The 17,610-nt window shown below is 46.7% G+C and carries 12 protein-coding genes; all 12 read right to left on the reverse strand.

What is annotated here, in order from left to right; all coding sequences use genetic code 11:
• Positions 1–16: 16 nt before the first annotated feature.
• The gene (locus tag KIU71_RS04280) at positions 17–2,080 is read right to left on the reverse strand and encodes a S9 family peptidase (protein ID WP_214129942.1); all 2,064 of its coding nucleotides are present in this window, start codon (positions 2,078–2,080) and stop codon (positions 17–19) included.
• Between the two features lie 65 nt (positions 2,081–2,145).
• Positions 2,146–3,219 carry an alginate lyase family protein gene (locus tag KIU71_RS04285; RefSeq protein ID WP_214129943.1) on the reverse strand — a complete coding sequence of 358 codons (1,074 nt, stop codon included), beginning with the start codon at positions 3,217–3,219 and terminating at the stop codon, positions 2,146–2,148.
• Between the two features lie 53 nt (positions 3,220–3,272).
• The gene (locus KIU71_RS04290; protein ID WP_214129944.1) at positions 3,273–4,619 is read right to left on the reverse strand and encodes an alginate O-acetyltransferase AlgX-related protein; all 1,347 of its coding nucleotides are present in this window, start codon (positions 4,617–4,619) and stop codon (positions 3,273–3,275) included.
• Positions 4,609–6,111: a NosD domain-containing protein gene (locus tag KIU71_RS04295; RefSeq protein WP_214129945.1), complete on the reverse strand. Its 1,503-nt coding sequence runs from the start codon at positions 6,109–6,111 to the stop codon at positions 4,609–4,611. The genes KIU71_RS04290 and KIU71_RS04295 overlap by 11 nt, the downstream gene beginning before the upstream one ends.
• The gene (locus KIU71_RS04300; protein WP_214129946.1) at positions 6,112–7,449 is read right to left on the reverse strand and encodes an alginate export family protein; all 1,338 of its coding nucleotides are present in this window, start codon (positions 7,447–7,449) and stop codon (positions 6,112–6,114) included. It lies immediately after the preceding gene.
• Positions 7,446–8,843 (reverse strand): hypothetical protein, encoded by a 1,398-nt coding sequence (locus KIU71_RS04305; protein WP_214129947.1) that lies wholly within the window; start codon positions 8,841–8,843, stop codon positions 7,446–7,448. Before KIU71_RS04305 ends, KIU71_RS04300 begins: the two co-directional genes overlap by 4 nt.
• Positions 8,844–8,849: 6 nt before the next feature.
• Positions 8,850–9,998 (reverse strand): PilZ domain-containing protein, encoded by a 1,149-nt coding sequence (locus tag KIU71_RS04310; RefSeq protein ID WP_214129948.1) that lies wholly within the window; start codon positions 9,996–9,998, stop codon positions 8,850–8,852.
• A 15-nt stretch (positions 9,999–10,013) separates the two neighbouring features.
• A complete protein-coding gene (locus KIU71_RS04315; RefSeq protein ID WP_214129949.1) occupies positions 10,014–11,501 on the reverse strand; it encodes a glycosyltransferase family 2 protein in 1,488 nt (495 codons plus the stop codon).
• The gene (locus KIU71_RS04320; RefSeq protein ID WP_214129950.1) at positions 11,501–12,811 is read right to left on the reverse strand and encodes a nucleotide sugar dehydrogenase; all 1,311 of its coding nucleotides are present in this window, start codon (positions 12,809–12,811) and stop codon (positions 11,501–11,503) included. The genes KIU71_RS04315 and KIU71_RS04320 overlap by 1 nt, the downstream gene beginning before the upstream one ends.
• 106 nt (positions 12,812–12,917) lie before the next feature.
• Positions 12,918–13,694, reverse strand: coding sequence for a PEP-CTERM sorting domain-containing protein (locus KIU71_RS04325; protein WP_214129951.1), 777 nt, complete (start codon positions 13,692–13,694; stop codon positions 12,918–12,920).
• A 114-nt stretch (positions 13,695–13,808) separates the two neighbouring features.
• Positions 13,809–15,686 (reverse strand): HDOD domain-containing protein, encoded by a 1,878-nt coding sequence (locus KIU71_RS18010; protein ID WP_214129952.1) that lies wholly within the window; start codon positions 15,684–15,686, stop codon positions 13,809–13,811.
• A 16-nt stretch (positions 15,687–15,702) separates the two neighbouring features.
• The gene (locus KIU71_RS04335) at positions 15,703–17,322 is read right to left on the reverse strand and encodes a serine hydrolase (protein ID WP_214129953.1); all 1,620 of its coding nucleotides are present in this window, start codon (positions 17,320–17,322) and stop codon (positions 15,703–15,705) included.
• Positions 17,323–17,610 lie beyond the last annotated feature (288 nt).

A 17,610-nucleotide genomic window follows, 5' to 3' on the forward strand; every position in this document is an offset into this window, starting at 1 on the left:
CAGCAGTTTTTATGATTTATTCGGCTTCTTGCGTGCGGTATTTTTCAAACCACGCCACAATATGCCCGACTTTTTGGATCAATCGGCTTGGGCGGCTTGCGATGCCGTGTGACGCACCGGGAATTCGAACCATTGCTGAATCAATTTGGCGTAATTGCAGTGCCTGATAGTACTGCTCAGTTTCACTGATTGGCGTGCGATAATCTGCTTCACCGGTCAGTAGCATAGTCGGGGTGTTAACATTGCCCACCAGTGACAGCGGAGAACGCGCCCATAACTTGTCAGCAATGTTCCATGGCATGTCTTCCATCCAATATTGGGTGAAGAACGGATAGGCGTCTGCTGTGAGCGCAAAGCTCATCCAGTTGATCACTGGTTTGGCAACCACGGCGGCAGCGAAACGATCCGTTTTGCCAATGCTCCACGCGGTCAACACACCACCGCCAGAGCCACCTGTAATAAACAACTGCTCACTGTCGACATAGCCTTTAGCCACCACCGCATCAACGATATCAATCAAATCATTGTAGTCTTCTGACGGGTAATTGTGGTGGATGAGATTCGCGAACTCAGTACCATAAGAAGAGCTGCCACGTGGGTTTGACCATACCACCACATATCCCTTCGCCGCCATCAGCTGAACTTCAGTTGAGAAGGCAGGGCCGTAAGCGGCATGAGGGCCGCCATGAATTTCAAGGATCATCGGGTATCGTTGTTGAGGGTTAAAGTTGGGAGGCAGAGCAATCCAGCCTTCAACTTCGCGCTCGTCGACACTGGACTTAACCGTGATGGCTTCAACGCTCGCCAATGCTTTATGAGCCAATAAATCGTCATTGAGGTGCGTTAATTGGCGAGTTTGTTTGTTATCGCGTAAAAATAAGTCTGCAGGGCGCTGAGGATTGTTAGCGGTGAACACGATGCGCTGACCAGACAAGAGCGCAAACTCACCGGAGGTGTAAGGCCGACCCAATGATTGACCGCCAAGCTTGATATCCGTAACAACATGCGTTTCATTCAAGTCGTACTGTGCAACGCGGTGATCACCACTGTCCAAATAACTGATATAAAGTGACCGGTCATTCGCCCATTGCAGATCAGTAATGGCGCGATCTAGCTGCGGCGTCAGTACCTGCGTGGTGCTGTCGTTGAGGTTCATGACCATCAGTTTAGGGATTTGATAGGCCATTTTGTTGTCGTCTACCCACAAGTAGGCTAAACGCTCGCCGTCAGGGCTAAGCACCGGTGCGCTTTCACTGCCATTCTCATTGGTAATCTCTTCAATAGCGCCGGTCGCCATGGTTAAGCGATAGAGGTCTGCTGCGAGTGGGTTAAAAATCGCGTCACTCTGTCGGTTGGCACTGAAATACAGTGATTGACTGTCTGCGCTCCAACTGATCTGAGCATCGTGATCGTAATCACCCTGGGTTAATTGGCGCGGTGTACCGCCTTCGCTGGGAACCACAAAAATATGCGTGTAGCCCATATCATTGTAACCGCCGGAATCACTACGGTATGCGGTGGTCGTAATGGTCTTGGCGGGTTCCGCCCACGTGGCGTTGTCGGGTTTCGCTGGCATGTCAGTAAACAGTGTGTCAGGTTGCGACGGCACAAATGCGCTAAACGCTAGCCATTTGCCATCGGGAGACCAACTGATATTACTGGGAAACTCTGACAAGTTGGTTACTTTTACCGTTGCACCGTCGCTGAGGTAGCGTACATACAACTGGTGGTTACCTTCTTTGTTGGATACGTAGGCGAGCCGGCTACCATCGCGGCTGATGCGAGGTGACAGATAGTTGTCTTTGCCCGACAACACGGGGCGATGGGCGCCCGTTCTGACATTGATAGTCCACAGGTTGGAGCGCACACTATCCGTCATGATGTCCATTGACTGGCGAACATAGATAACATCATCGCTGTCAGGCACAGCTTGCATTGATGTGGCATATTCGAGCTGAAACACGTCAGCATAGTCGAATGTGTCAGGCAACTGCGCTGACGCAGTAAATGTCGACAACGCTGCTAACAAGGATGCATTAATCAAAGCGCAGAGGCGGCGTGGAAGTGACAGTAAACGCATAGAGATCCCGCTAAATAGTTCTTTTAATAACGGTACCTTAAAACGAGAGGCTTGCCTACAGTTGGTTAGTAGACCACGTCTGACTTACAAGCCTTACGCCACGCATAATATGTACCTGTTTTGCCACCTAAACGTGAATAACCCTGAGTGTAACGTGAGGCGACTAATTCGCTCATTGAACAAAGCACCGCTGGCGATGATCCATTAGCAAATGATAAATGGATAGGTACCCATGCTATTCGCCCACCTTGAAGCGGTTTATAGCTATTCTGCTTACCAGCCAGTTCTTCAATACCAGAAGAGTCGGTTATGGTCTTCACGGTAGTACTGACAAGCCGGTAGTAGCTCTGCCACTCAACGCTCATATCACTTGAGTCTTCATTGGCGGCAATAAAAGCGGCCAGCCCTACCAAGGGCATGGTGGCAAAATTCTGATACTCTCGGGCTCTCTTACCTCGTTTCATTTCGTTGTGCAATAATCCGGTTGATTGAACGTCGCTCATTGCAAGTAGCCACACTTTTTTAGCCCAGTTATACATACTTGTATTGTGCGATATTGCAGCAACATTCATGACTGCCCACGCAGCCCAATAATCATGATTATTTCTTAAACGCTCCGCACGGTCAGAGTAGTCAGATATGACAAGCTCTGCCAATTGCACCAACCAATTTTGAATAGCTAATTGTTGTTTTTGTGTGAGTTGGTTTGATAAATTCAGTCGCACATAACTGGCAGCTAAGCTGGCCAATGCCCACTTTCTTACTGCCTTACCCGTCTTTGAGGTCAATGTCGTTGAGAGGGCGCCGCGATCAGCCCACTGAAGCAAGTTCTCAGAGTAACAGCGTATACTCTGGGTGGAAGTTAAATCAGAACTTATGTCATCTACCAAAGAAACCATGTAGGTTGTGTAAGCATAGATTGATTCAGTTGCTTCACGGTAACGGGCGTGGCTTTCATTATTTATGGTATCCTTAGACCGCTCGGATTGACTGTATTTACTGGGAACGTTTAAGTCATCAGTAAAGGGGCTGAAATATTGACAGTTGCCAAAGTCAGTCGAGTTACTGCGAGAAACGGAAATGGGTTCAAAAGGCAGGTTTATCTGATTACGCGGTGCTCGCGTGGCGCAAGAGGTCATTATCAACGCCAAGCAAAGAAGAATTAAGCTTCTATATTTTGTACGATAAACGCTTAATCGATTGTGCATAAACCCAGAGTCGCCGATGCGGTCGCGATGGATGGTAGCTCCATAGAGATAACTTCATGAATTTCGACTGCGAGTAATTTGGCATCACGTTTTTTTGAAACAGATGCAAGATCAATGTGAAGACGCGCTTCATTATCTGTTTTCTGAGGACGGGTTAGGGTCATACGCTTTTGACTCCCTTCGTCAAACCAGAGACTGAGCTCGACAGAGCTTACATCCATATTGCGAAAGGTCAGCTGAGCAGTGAGTTTATTGGCGTCTGTATTTCTAATGTTTGGGTGCATAAGAATTTCGGTCGGTTTATCCATCAATGCAGGTTTAATGTCATAGTCAGATGAGGGTAAGCCATCACACCCACCTTGCAACGCAGGGATTAATTGATGCCACATTTGACTTGGAAATCTCCCATCACGCGCTTCAATTTGCCATACGACCTGGCGAGGGGTAACCCGCTTTTTATCGAGATCCTCAATGAATGAATACCAGCCCCACTGCTCATCACTGCTCGAACTCGCATAATTTCTAATGGGCAAGTTTGTTGTGGCAGCGAGCAAGCTTGCAAATTGAAAGCGAGATTCTGCGGCAAACCGATCACCGAGCAAAATCACTGGGTCACCCTGCAAATGTTCGGTACCCAACTCAATCGCATAGCTGCGGGCATACTCCGGAGCTAACGCTCTGCCACAGAGTGTTTCAACATAACTTCGTAGCCCTCCGCCACCCGCTGCGACACCGTCAAAGACAAAAGGAATGCGGGGGGGTTCGACCGTACCAATGAGGTGTTGACTGACGTTTTCAGCAAACCACTTTGCGCCGGTTGGTGTCCAATCAGTGCTCGACTCATAAAACAGCGGCTCAGGCCTTTTTAGCCCTTCTGTTTGGGGGGTGATCACAGAGCCTAGCGAGGCAAGAGCATGAGTTAGCTGAGCTACGTTACGCTCAAGTAAAGCTTTATCAAAATGCGGAAACATCTCGGAAAATTGTGTGGGATAAAAATAAGCTCTAGGCGCGATAGGCAACAGGAAAAGTTCGATACCGCGTTCATCTAGGATATGTCTGAAGCGACGATGCGCAGACACGTCCAATGGAGAGAGTGGCTCATACTGAATATTCGTATCGAGTTTGTCGCTGGCAAGCCAACCGGATCGGGTTTTAACGATGTTTCCAAATCGATCACTCTCGGGGTGTTGTGGCGACGTTAATGCGTCGCACAATGGAAAAAATTGATTGATAGGGTAGGTAGGCGGTGTACCTGCAGCAGCTTCAGTGGCCGGCAGAAACAGGCTAAGTACAGCAAATATTGCTAAAACATTCCCAAGGTTACTTTGCATCACGAGTCACCTTTACCGCATCGCCGTGTTGCCACAGCTTGATGGTTACTTCCGCTTCAACAGCAGCTAAATCTCCCCTAAACTGTTGTTTAGCATTGCCATTTTGTTCAATTCGCAGCTCACTTAGAATAATCGAGTCAAAGTTTTCCGCAAAAATACCCCCGGTCTGATTCCCCGCAATAAGCCCGCCGATTATACTGCCACCGGTTTTTTGCTCATAGGGGTCGCGCGTGAGATCTCGGTAAGTCTGCTCTGCGAGATCCTGAGTGTGAAAATACACACCACTACCGCGATTTCCAAGAATGATATTGCTCTGTATTACTGTTTCAGTGCTGTTTCTCAGCCGTATGCCATGGTCCTGATTTCGATAAACCTGATTACCGATAACTGTATTATTTTGCGACTCGTATATCGTTATCCCGTCACCGCCGTTATGCGACGAGGTATTATATGCAACAATGTTATTGTTGCTCTGTCTGTCAAGCATGATACCTGAGCGTCCGCTTCCCGAAACGTTGTTATAGATAATGTAGCTGTCAGAGACGTATCGTGAACCAATTATTCCATGTAGCTTTTGCGTACCGCTCACTCGGTTGTGCGCAATAATTAAGTTTTTCGAATAATCGTGCGGATCAATGCCGTAAACAACATTATTCGTATATGAGTTTCGCAGCAGCACAATATTTTCGGCTTCATAACTGTAAAAGCCAAAATACAGGTCGTCGAAATGCGAATCAATAATCCATCCTGTAGGCGGATTTTTCAGCGCGGCTCGCTGCTTCTCTTCAGCCCGAATCAGGCCAGTTTCACTGACAGACTTAAAGCTGATACCAAAAGCAGAGGGCGCGTCGTAACCTAATGACGCGAACCGACTTTTGTTAAAATACAGTTCGCCACCACTATATGTCATGATGAATGGACGAAAACTCGCCGCGTTGCCTGAAAAACTTGCAATTGATTGTGTGCTTGGTTGCCAGCCGATGACCTCGGCATTGTCGACAGACAGAATACCGCTGTTGAAAACAAAGCTCCCTGAAGCTGCTGACAGTCTCAGCGTTTCACCGGAAGATACGTGTAGTGATGCACCATGACTAATAATGATAGGAACGGATACGGTGTAAGTGTCTTGATTAGATATCTGAACATATTCTTGTGCCACTTCGCTGACCAAAGCCATACTGGTTCGCCCATTTTCAATAACGATGACGCGAGGAAGAGATCCTTGTAAGCGTGTGAGCTGAGCAAATTTGTCAGAGTAAAAAATCCGAGTTTGTTCTCTGAATTCTGAAAGCTCCGCGACCCTGACAGAGCCTTGGATTGTAATTTTATTAGCGCGCTGACGTAGCGCTGTTTCAGTGTATCTAGATAAATCAGGTAAATCCGGCTGTGCAGTATTTACTCCAGACATTAACGTCACTTCGGTCGCTAAACTCAGCGGGTGAGAGAACAAGTAGAGTAAGCACAACGTTGCGAGACACAGTTTATTCATCATTTAATACCTAAATTGCGCCTCAAGTGTTACCCGGTAGTCTGTCGCATCATCGCTGAGCCCGTTATCGGGCTGGAAAAAACCAGCGCGTAAACGTAGCACATTTAAATTCCACAGCGTGGTGCTTTGCGGATAATAGGTTGCGTTAATATCAATGCTCGTACCGACCGCGCTTTCGCCGTTAATGACGTCGACGGGACGTCCTGCAACATAAATCGGTTGTTGGTCATCCGATTTAGTATATTTAGACACGAGAACTACCGATTCAAAGGATTCAGAGGGGTTCCATGCAGCGAATAGGCTAATCTGTTGTAAATTGGTAATGTCAGCACGTAAAGCCTCATTAAATCGATGTAAATACTGCCTATTACCATAATGCCTCGCTCTGTTCGTGTGTAAGCCTGTCTGACTGAAGTTTTTTGTGCTACTTCTATCAGCGCCGCCAGAGCCGCGAACGAATGTTGCGCCAACTGATAGAGGCAACCGTCTGAAATCATAGCGAACACCGGCATCTAAAGCGTGAGCATCAATATCTCGGAACTCAACAGCGCCACCATCGGCCCGTAAATTCGTTTTACCGCGTTGAATTGCCCATTCGAGGTGATACGCCCACGGGCTATAAGAGCGAGCCTCAGTCCAGTCGAACGATAATCCGATTGACAGCCATCGCACATTTGCGTTCGCCCCAATAGCCGTTTCCGCAAGGGCATTTTGCTCATCTTGAGTATGTTGGTCGGCATGCGAAAACCTGAAATCGACGGAATGATAGGCAATCCAATCATAGTTGACTTCGGCCATTACGCGGAACACGTCTTCATTTTGTCGCAAAAGTTCAGATGACGTTCGGTAGGTGTCAAACTCTTGTCCTATTGCAACTAACCAATCGAGTTGCGTTGTATCGCCGTACCATGAAACCGATTCGATATCGACATCCCACCATAAACCCGTTCTTTCCCTTAACCTCTGCAAGCCAAAGGTAATGTACTCATTAGGATAACGTGTTAGACCAGAATATCGGATCCATGCTTCACGGAGTTGTAAATAGTAGAACTCATCATTGTCGATAGTTCGTTCAAGTTCATTTTCGTCCGTCAGAGAGCCACCTTCGCTAAACACGCGAGCTCGGCCATCAATAAACCAAGACCACTGATTTGAATACTCATCGGAAACACCCATTCGCGCTTCTAAAAATATATTCTCTGACTCTAGCAGATCACCGCCGGGGCGATGGTTGAGCTCTCGCAAGGTAACACCAGGCTGCAGCCACGGATCCCACTGTTGAGCAATAATAGGTGAAGACAAAGAGAGTAAAAACAGAGTTATCAGGTAACGATTTATCACGACTTCTCACCTAGCAGAAAGGCAATATCTTCCGAGCGCACCGTTATTTTACGCCAACCTTTAACACCATCAGCAAGCTCTGAATCCGTCATAGCAGCAACAGTATCACTTTCATTGATACCTAAGGTGTGAGAGAACACTTGCTGTTGGTCTTCTTCCGACAAGGTACCACCCAATCGTTCGTGAACCGCCGCGAAAATATGCGCGTAGACGGGATTGAATAAATAGCTGTCGGCGTCTGAAAATAGCCTAGCCAGATATTCGTAGGCGTTTAGATAGTAATCTCTCCCGGCACTGACGAGCAAATCAACCCCATACTGTGCTGATTTCTGGGCCTGATCCCCGACAAGCTTACCCGAAAGAATCAAAATACCAAGTCGGTACTTTGCTTCTGCCTCAGAAAGCGCGGCTTCAAAATATTGTGCAGCAATGTTCGGACGCTCTGCAACCCACACCCCATCAAGATAAAACTTACCGAGTAACAGGCTTGCGGTCGGGTTTGCTCTATCGTGGAGCGTCTCTAGTTTTGGTAAAATAACCTCTGGATCTGACATGGCCGGGTATTGTAAAGCGAGTTTTGCCACGCCGAGCAACACAGCTTCATTGGTTTCTAACCAAGGTTCAGTCACTTGCTTTGCAAGAGCTGGCTGTGCCAGCCCAACATCATCTGAAGCTAAAAGCTCAGCAATCGAAACCAGCTGTCGGACAGTAATTTGTTCATTTTCAAAAGCAGCGTGACTGGTAGCTATCCAGGTGTCGTAGTCACTGATATTGTATAACTTGACCAGCCGAAGATGTGCCCTGATGCAGTAAAAATGGAAATCTACGGAAGGTGAGGCACACAATTCGGAAAGCAATTTTTGGTAACCCACTGGATCTGGCAGGGCATCAATCACGCGAAGAACATCCTTTCTGTCGACGTCCGGATTTTCCTGCATATCAATCAACATAGCGTTGATAAGGTGAGTATCTGCGGGCGAATAATCGACAATAAATCGGCTTAACTCAACGGAAACATCACCGCTAGTGCGTTGACGATACATCAGCACGTGCTTAGTTATCGGGCGAATGGATGGATCGATATGGCTTACTTTTGCCAACCAGCGACTATAGCCGAGCCTTGCCTCATCAGAGTATGGGAGAAGCGGTGAATACCAACGCTGTGCATTAAGTAATTCTCCCTCGTTTTTCTCCATTAAATAGAAGTTGCCCAAGGCAAGGCTTGCCTCGCTATAGCCTTTATCAGCCAGAAACATTAACTGGCTGATGCCACTTTGCTGATAGCCGTTTTCGATGTCTGATTCGGCCCTTTGCATATCGGAAGGCCCTGCACAGCCGCTCGTGATAGCGGTTGCGCTTAGAGCGATGAATAGTCGCAAAGCTATCGTAAGCATGAGTACTTACTCCAATACAAAATCGCCTACTTTTACCACTGCTGGGTGATTCGACAACGTGGCAGGCAAAGGCGTATCTGGTTGTATTGTAGCAAGCACCGTTTGCACACGATGTTCCTCTTCCGTTATGTTTTCCGGCACAGTGAGCATCGTAATTTTACCTTCCACGGGTTTGCTGCCATCGATCAAGTCAATCAATACACGCGTTCCAATCCCAACTTCAGTGACATCTTCAAAATTGAATCGCGCCAATACGCTAGACGGACTTTGAGCACCGCGAAGGGTAACAAGCGATTGTGCTTGTGTGACAAATTGACCTGATGTAACTTCCAAAGAGGCAACAACGCAATCACAGGGACTCAAGACTGCGCTTGAAATGGTCCGTTCAACTAACTGGTTTAATTCATTCTCACTCATATTCGCAGCACTTGCCACTGTGGAGAGATCTGATAATAGCGGCGACTCTATGGTTCCTATTGGTTGTCCTACCGACACAGTGTCGCCCACATCAACCAACAGCTCAAATTGTCCATTGCGCGATGCTACCAGTGCGTTCGACTCCGAGCTGACAACCGCGGTGGTTGCTTTAACCACAAAAAAGTTCTGGTGAATTGAATAAAGCACATAGGAAAACGCTAGCAAGCTGAGGAAAACAAAAGCCGCCGTAAACAATAATGCGCGAAATTTTTCCGATCCGGTCAATGCCTTGCTTACTGCGTCCTGTCTTTGCTTGGCAAAGTTATCTCGGCTTAGCGTAGACAGAATATCGTTGACATTAGTTACTTCACCGCTGAGAAACTTGGTGATAATGGTACGTAATGTTGCAATTTCTTCTCGTCCTAACTCATGAAACTCGCAGCCATAGCGCGTGGTTTTGTCTTCATGAACGCCAACAATCTGAAACTTAACGTCCAAACCAATTTCAAGTGAGTCGAACTTGAAAACTAATGTGCCTTGACTAAATTCGCCGACGTTAAATTTCACTTTGTCGGACGAAAAGGCAAAACCGGTCGCAGAAAGATCTAATATTGGAAGGCGCGCCTTCTGCCCGTTGTCTGATGTAACGATAAGAGAGCTTGGCAACTTGACACGAGAATGACGACGTTGCGTCTCCGACTCATGAACAATGTTGGTGTTATTCGAATCATTGGTCATTCTTAATCCTACCCATTAAACAAGTCGCATGATAAATGCAAAAAATAAACAAAACGCACCAAACGTCATTAAGCGCGCAGAATAAATATTAAAGTGTCGTTGGAACAGGTCATCACTCTGTTTCGCTGCCGTTTTCTGACGTGTCCATGACTGGCGATCTAATCTAAATGTGACATAGATCTTCATTAATGCGCCAAATATTTGATTGAAATACAATAAGATGGGATACATCGGACCTATCTGATGGCCCGTGAAAATCAGTAACGCTGTGATAATAGACCGCGTCAGCGCAATCCACAGTAAGTACATGACTAGGATGGCGAAACCAAATTTAAATGCCGCTACAATGGCTGCCGCAAGGCCGACTAAACTTGTCCACATTGAAATTCGCTGATCCCACAACACATAATAGGTCAAAACGCCAAGCCGTCTAATACCCAATTTTGTAGCGCGATGATTTTGTCTTAGCGAATTCCCGGTCCATCGGAACATGAGCTGCCTAGCCGCGCGAAAAAAGTTTTTATCAGGTGGATGTTCCCACGTATCGATCACGGCATCTGGCACATAGTAAGTATCCCAGCCTCGTTGCATTAACGAAAACCAACTGCTCTTGTCATCCCCGGTGAGAAATCGAAACGTACCTAAACGCCAATGTTTTAAGTGGTCATTCTCCACATCATTGATAAAGGATGACTGGGTGACGACTGATGCTCTAAAAAATGACATACGGCCGGTTAATGTCAGGACTCGCTTAGCCAGCCCCATTGAACACATGTTGACGTGACGTTGTGCAAAGCGCAATTTATGCCATTGGCTCATAACATGCGATCCAAGCACCTGACACGTCTCGTTAGTGGTTAAAGCGCCCACGTTAGGATAGAGAGAAAAATACGGAGCACTTTTACCCACTACGCCTGGTTTTAGTTCGGTATCGCCGTCTATCACCGCCACTAGTGCCGTATCGTCAGGTAAATCTTTGGCAATACAGCGAAATCCATTGGCTAGACCATCGCGCTTTCCCGTACCCGGAATGCGTACTATTTTCAACGACACATGTGCTGGCGGCGCAAAATTTTCCCAGAGGTTTTTGATTAAGATTTCATCGGACATTTCAACAACAGAGGCAACTACCGTGGCAGGATAACCACAGGATGCAGCTTCTTTAATAATGGAGCTATACACTTTTGCTGTAGTCATAGAATCAATGCGAAAGCTGGTGACCATTAAATAAATATGAGAGGGCTTTAAACGCTCAAGTGCCTGATGTGCAAGCCGCCGCTGGTGGGGGAAAACGATGTGTAAAAATATCATCCCTCGAATAAAGTGCATCACACCCACACCATAACGCCAAATGCCTAGTGCGCCGATAATGAAGATAAAGTTAGGGTGATCGGCGTTCAATGTGCCTGCTGGCACAATCAAGAGAAGCCCACCAATGAAAGCAAACCAAAGCAGCCAGCCCGCGAATGCGTGCAGGCCCGAAGACTGGTTATGCAGGCTCATCACCAGCACACACCATGTTTGTTGTCGCCAGACGTGCCAGGCATAAACCCGACTAAGTCGAGAAGATGTTTATGATGAGGAAGGGTTGATTCGACTTCTGAAAATTCGGCCTCATTGTTACCAATAATGACAACTTCGGCGAAATCGATGACTTCGTCCATGTCTTCGGAGAGTAAGCGTAATAAATAGGGATAAGGAATACGAGGGTCGACGCCGTTATCATTGGACAACATTTCATTCAGGTTCGGATCATATATCTGAACATCAAAACCTTTAGATGTTAACAGACTTGCTAACTCGACTAACGGGCTTTCACGAAGATCATCTGTGCCCGCTTTAAAACTTAATCCCAGCAAGCCGATACGTGTCTGCCCCAATGCTTTAATTTGAGTGAATACCTTATAAATATGTTTTCGATTGCTCTCAAGAACAGCACTGAGCAGAGGTAGTTGCATATGCCGCTTCCTCGCCTCATGATTTAAAGCGCGAAGATCCTTGGGAAGACAAGAACCACCGAATGCAAAGCCAGGGCGCATGTAGTATTCCGAAATATTGAGTACTTTGTCCATGCAGACAGTCTTCATCACCTTTCGGCCATCGACACCTATGGATTTCGCCAGACTACCTATTTCATTGGCAAACGCGACTTTAGTAGCATGCCACGCGTTGCATGAGTATTTAACCAGCTCTGCGGTTTCGATATCCAGCGATACGAGTTCACACGGAAGTGATGAGTATAAGTCGGATAAAATAGCCTCAGACTGGCTGTCTGATGTTCCTATCACGGTCATGGGAGGATGATTGTAGTCGTGTATCGCAGTGCCTTCCCGCAAAAACTCAGGATTAGTTGCTAATCCAAAGTCAATGCCAACGCGTTTGCCTGAGCACTTCTCTAACAGTGGCTTGACAACATTCAACACAGTGCCGGGTAACACGGTGCTGCGGATAACCACTACATGGAAATGGGAGATCGCTTTTAACCCTTGCGCAATTTCCAAACAAGCTTGCTCAATGTATTTGAGCTCCAGACCGCCCTGACTGTCACTGGGCGTGCCCACGCATACAAACGTAATATTTGTTTTAGCAATACTTGAAGCAATGTCGGCACTTACTGTCAGGCGCTTATTACTGATACTTTTGGCTAAATATCGGTCAAGGTCTTTCTCAACAATGGGAGAAACTCCCGAGGATACCAGCGCTCGCTTTTGAGGATCGACGTCAATACCAATTACCGTATGGCCATCATTGGATTGGCAGGCCGCACAAACTAATCCAACGTACCCCAATCCAATAATACTAATGTCAGCCATGTCACTTTATCTTTTTATGATTATTTTTTGTTTAGTGTGACAGCAATTTAGGGGAGAAACAATATAGAAAAAAGGCGCTTCGAAAAGCGCCTTAGCGTTATTTACATTATTTTATTAAGCCAACTCGTTTTCTGAACAGGAGTAGGGCAACAGCAGCCAACATTATTCCAATGGTTGACGGCTCTGACACATTTACCACACCTGGAGGCTGAACCTGAGGCTGAGGCGAAGCGTCTCGTTCATGGAAACTAATCCAGTTTTCCGACCGAGCGTTTCTGATCACAAAATCTAGTCCAAGTACTGAGGATGATATGACCGAGCTCTGGATTAGCCCCAGCACTGAACTGTTGTTAGAATAAAACCAACCGGTTGCTGATTTCTTATTGGCAAAACCTGTTGCTTTGAAATCTTCAAAATATTCTTCGCCTTTGCGCGAACTGGTTAGCGTCTCCACGTCCGAAAAGTTACCAAACTCGACGCCATTGACTTCAAGAAAGTTTTTGCCAGCTTGATACTCTTCTTTTGCGACAACATCGGCACCGACAGCATTGTCACCATCGTACAGTGATAAACGGATAGCAAGTTCAGCAATGCCTGAACCTATCGCATCAAGCATTGATGACGAAAACGATAAGGCCCCGAGTTGCTGCGAAGCAAAGTCTAATCGCTCACTATTAACATGACCGTGAAATAAGTCGTCTCTGGAAATATAGTTTACCAAACGTTGATTATCTGCAGTGATGATGTCAATAACTGCGCCACCGAACTTAGGTATGTCACCGGGTAGAGCACCCGCACTGGTCGGAGAGTTAGTTAAGATCAAATTTGCGTTGGCATTCATCGCGAATGCGCTAACCGCTAACAACAATACTCGTAACAACATTTTGACACTCCAAGGCGTTGTATTTAATTTCTGTATTCTCTATGCAAAAAAGATGCTGGGATATGGCAAAACGCGTCAAAATTTAGAAAATTTTGTGACAACGAGCCTTATCGTTTAGCGCAGCCCCTCTGGATCGTTGCTTAATACTTCAATTCTATCAGCACATTTACGCGCCACATCTTCTGCAGCAAGACTCCATTTGATGTTCAAACCCTTCATGTGTTGCTGAAGAATAGCACAAAAAGGAACTCGACTTTCTGGTAAATTAGCCCGATTTTTTAAGTGTAGGCGTATCGATGACGCGACACTGATAATTCCTCTGACGGCGACGGGGCTCTGTTCGCGAACTTTAGAGAATTCCGCCAATGCCTTAAGAGATTGCGTAAGGTGATTTGGTAGATTCCAGTATGAAGACAAAAAAGCACTTGCCTGAGGACTGCTGATCCCAAGCCGGTTCAATTGAAGCTCATGCGCTTGGACCAGTGTGAATTCAACGGGAGTGTCGGCGCGTAGAGACGCAAACTTTGAGGGTAAGCAATGAGCAATAAATAAAGAGCCAATATCGTAAAACAATCCAGTAAAGTAAAGCTCGCCACCAGACTGCTTGCCAAATGCTCCTGTTTTTCCCAAGTCTTCGCACAATTCTGCAGTGGCGAGGCTACTAAGCCAAAATTCCTGTGTATCGAATATTTCTTTATCAAGGCTAAAGAGTCGGGACGACAGCAACATTAATGCAAGTGCCTTGAGCTTTTCTGTACCAAAGACCCCTAAAATGGCTTGCTTTAACGTACTCACATGGCTATTCGCATACATGGCGCTACCCGCGATTTGCATCACTTTAGCGACTAAACCAGAGTCCTGTGAAACAATGTTCACCAGTTCGTCTAGATGACTTTCATCTTGGTTTAATACCTTCAAAAGTCGTGTGGCAGTTACTGGTAAATTAGGTATGTTATCAGGGTGAATGATATCCGTTACTTTGCGTTCACAGGCGAGTAGTGAGTAACTTGCTTGCATTTGTGCTGGAGTAAACCCCTGCCATTTTTTAAATGCACGTTCAAACGTCGAACGCTCAGAGAACCCGACACGTTCGGCCACTGTTGCAATCGGCTTTCCTGAAAACAATAACTCCAGCGACAGTTTATTTCTAAACGCGCTGACAACCTCTTTGTAAGTCGTATTTTGCTCGGTCAATTGGCGGTTTAGCGTTCGTTCACTCATATGCAAGGCTTCGGCCGTAGATCGCAGAGAGATTGCTTGAAGACTTTCTTGCTGGCGTAAAATCTCGCGCACTTTGGCTACTACACCAACGTTCTTTCCGCTGACCTTTAGTTGCAAGTCCACTTCTTCTTGAAACAAGCGCCGGAATCGGTCATTTGATCCCAAAAGAAACTTTTTCTCTGAATGGGGTGAAAACTCGATGATTGTGTAAGCTGGATCCAATTGACTCCCACGACGAATTTGAAATCCAGATTCGACCTCATCTCGAACAGTTGGGCTTGTACTAAGCGTAAGCGATGTCGCGTTATATGGATTGGAAATGTGCCAGAGTCGTAGGCAGAGGCAGATCGGCAATGAGCATTCTAAATGATTGTTTTCGGCGGGCAGCTCATGTGAGAAAACTAATTGATTGTTCTGGGCTTTAATGAGTCCTGTATGCCAACCAAATGACTTAGCGTATTTAGCATAAATAGCGCGCCATTCTGATGCGTTTTGAGCGCTGACTAACAAATAACCAAGCACACCGAACGACTGAGCAGATAACCTGCTTATTATCCACGCAATAGTCGCTCGGCTGTCCTTTATCGCACATACCCGCTCGAACAGGTCTTGCACATACTCATATTTCACGAAGGTAATTTCGTCGTTGAGTTTAGATAAGTTGACCTTTCGTAGGTGACTATCTAATTTATCGTATTCGTGAAACTCGCCTTCGATGATTTCGACAATATTTTTGTAGATTAAGCTAGGAAATCCGTTTAAATACTGCACAATTGTTACACCTTAGCTAGTTAAGTTCAGTGATCGCAAACACCATATCCCGCCACTCATGGTTTTCGATTTCATCCACATCATAGGGATGGAGTCGAAAGCCGGTAACATTGCCATTTGCATTCACTGAAAAGTGAATGAACGCGTTGGAAGCGGCATTCTGATTATCCCATTCTATCACCCAGGTATGGTCGCGAAAGGGTTTCAGCTCACCGGTTAACATCGGCATTTTTTGCGCATGAATACGCAAGCTATCCTGATGCTGAGACACCGTCATGCTGCCAAACCATTTATCGGTAAATTCCCCGGTGTACGCACTCGCTGGTAAACTAACGCTGTTAGTGCCTTGCGGTTCAGTATGGCGGGCAAGATAGCGCTGTTCGCGCTCGGCCTGATAGTCAACGTAGGCTTCAATCCAATCTTTTCTGGGTGCCTCATCAACAAACTGACGCAACAAGGTTTGCATCACAGCGCCGCGCGCACCGTAGTTTGAGCCATTGTTCAGTAGCACAAAACCTACGTTCAAATCCGGTAAAAGCGCCGCATACGCTTGGTAACCCGACAGGGTTCCTGTGTGCGATACCATTTTATGACCGAGAAAGTTGCTTAAACGCCATCCCAATCCATAGGATTTTAGCACCGTCCCATCCCATTCCTCGTCGGTATCACTGACACCCAGAACGGTGTTAGCAGACCACATATGTGTCAACTGTGCTGGGCTAAACAAAGGAAAATGAGTGTCTTCAGCCTGCGCTGTGTCATCGTTACGCTGTGAGTAGAGAGCCAGCAAGTGTTGTAGCCACTTTGCCATGCCCTCAGCGTTGCAGACTATACCGCCAGCAGCCGCTGAGGCCAGCGCCTTACCGTGGATACCGTTGCGTGGAATGGCGTAGATGCCGCGCTCATCATTGTGCCCGTACGCATCAGCGATATTCTTCATGGCTGTTTTGGGCATATCACCGGCGAAACACGACATGCCAAGCGGTCCGAACAACGCATCATCAATGTATTCATCCCACGGTTTTCCGACTACAGCAGAGACCACTTCGGCAGCGGTAATGTACATCACGTTACTGTAAGCATAGCGGCTACGAAAACTTGATTGGGGTGTTAAATAGCGCAGATTACTGACAATCTCCTCGCGGCTAAATCCGGCAGGCTCAGGCCACAACATAGCGTCACCGGCACCACTGCCCAGTCCACTGCGGTGCGTGAGTAAGTCGCGTAGCGTCATTTCTCGGGTGGCATAAGCATCGTAAAGACGAAATTGGGGAAGATAATCAATCACACGATCGTCCCAGTCAAGGTCGTCGCGCTCGACCAACATCGCAACACTGGCGGCCGTAAATGCTTTACTGGTCGAGGCTAAGCGAAAATACGTTTGATTGGTCACCGGTGCGTTTGTCGCCAGGTTGCGTACGCCAAACCCTTCACTCATTACCACGTTGTCACCGTGTACCACCGCCACCGCCATGCCGGGTGTATGGAAAGTTTGTAGTGCGCGATGGACGACTGATTCAACGTGTTCTGTGTTGAAGGTTTCCGCGAAACTGGCGCCCGTTGCTAAGCCCTGCAAAGCTAACAGGGCGATGGCTAAATGAGTTTGAAATGGTTTTGTCCCTGTGGACCTTTTCATCGGTGAACTCCTACTTGACTGGTGTGCGGAAAAGACATGGTGTTGCCATTGGTATAGTGACGTAAATTGACGCCAAGTGCACTCTGGATTTGAATCCGTCATTCGTCGCTGTACAAAGTTCGTTCAACGCAGCGCATGACTCGGCATTTTTCTGAAAAAAGTGACATTTTTTGACTATTTGGATTGCATAATGCGTTAAAAATAATTTAACCTTCATGCCAAGTGCAATATTCTGCTGCAAAACATCGTTGCACGCGTTTCCGCATTACGCGTTAAGCGCCAAATATA

It is taken from the genome of Alteromonas oceanisediminis, from assembly GCF_018474025.1.
GTDB lineage: Bacteria > Pseudomonadota > Gammaproteobacteria > Enterobacterales > Alteromonadaceae > Alteromonas_E > Alteromonas_E oceanisediminis.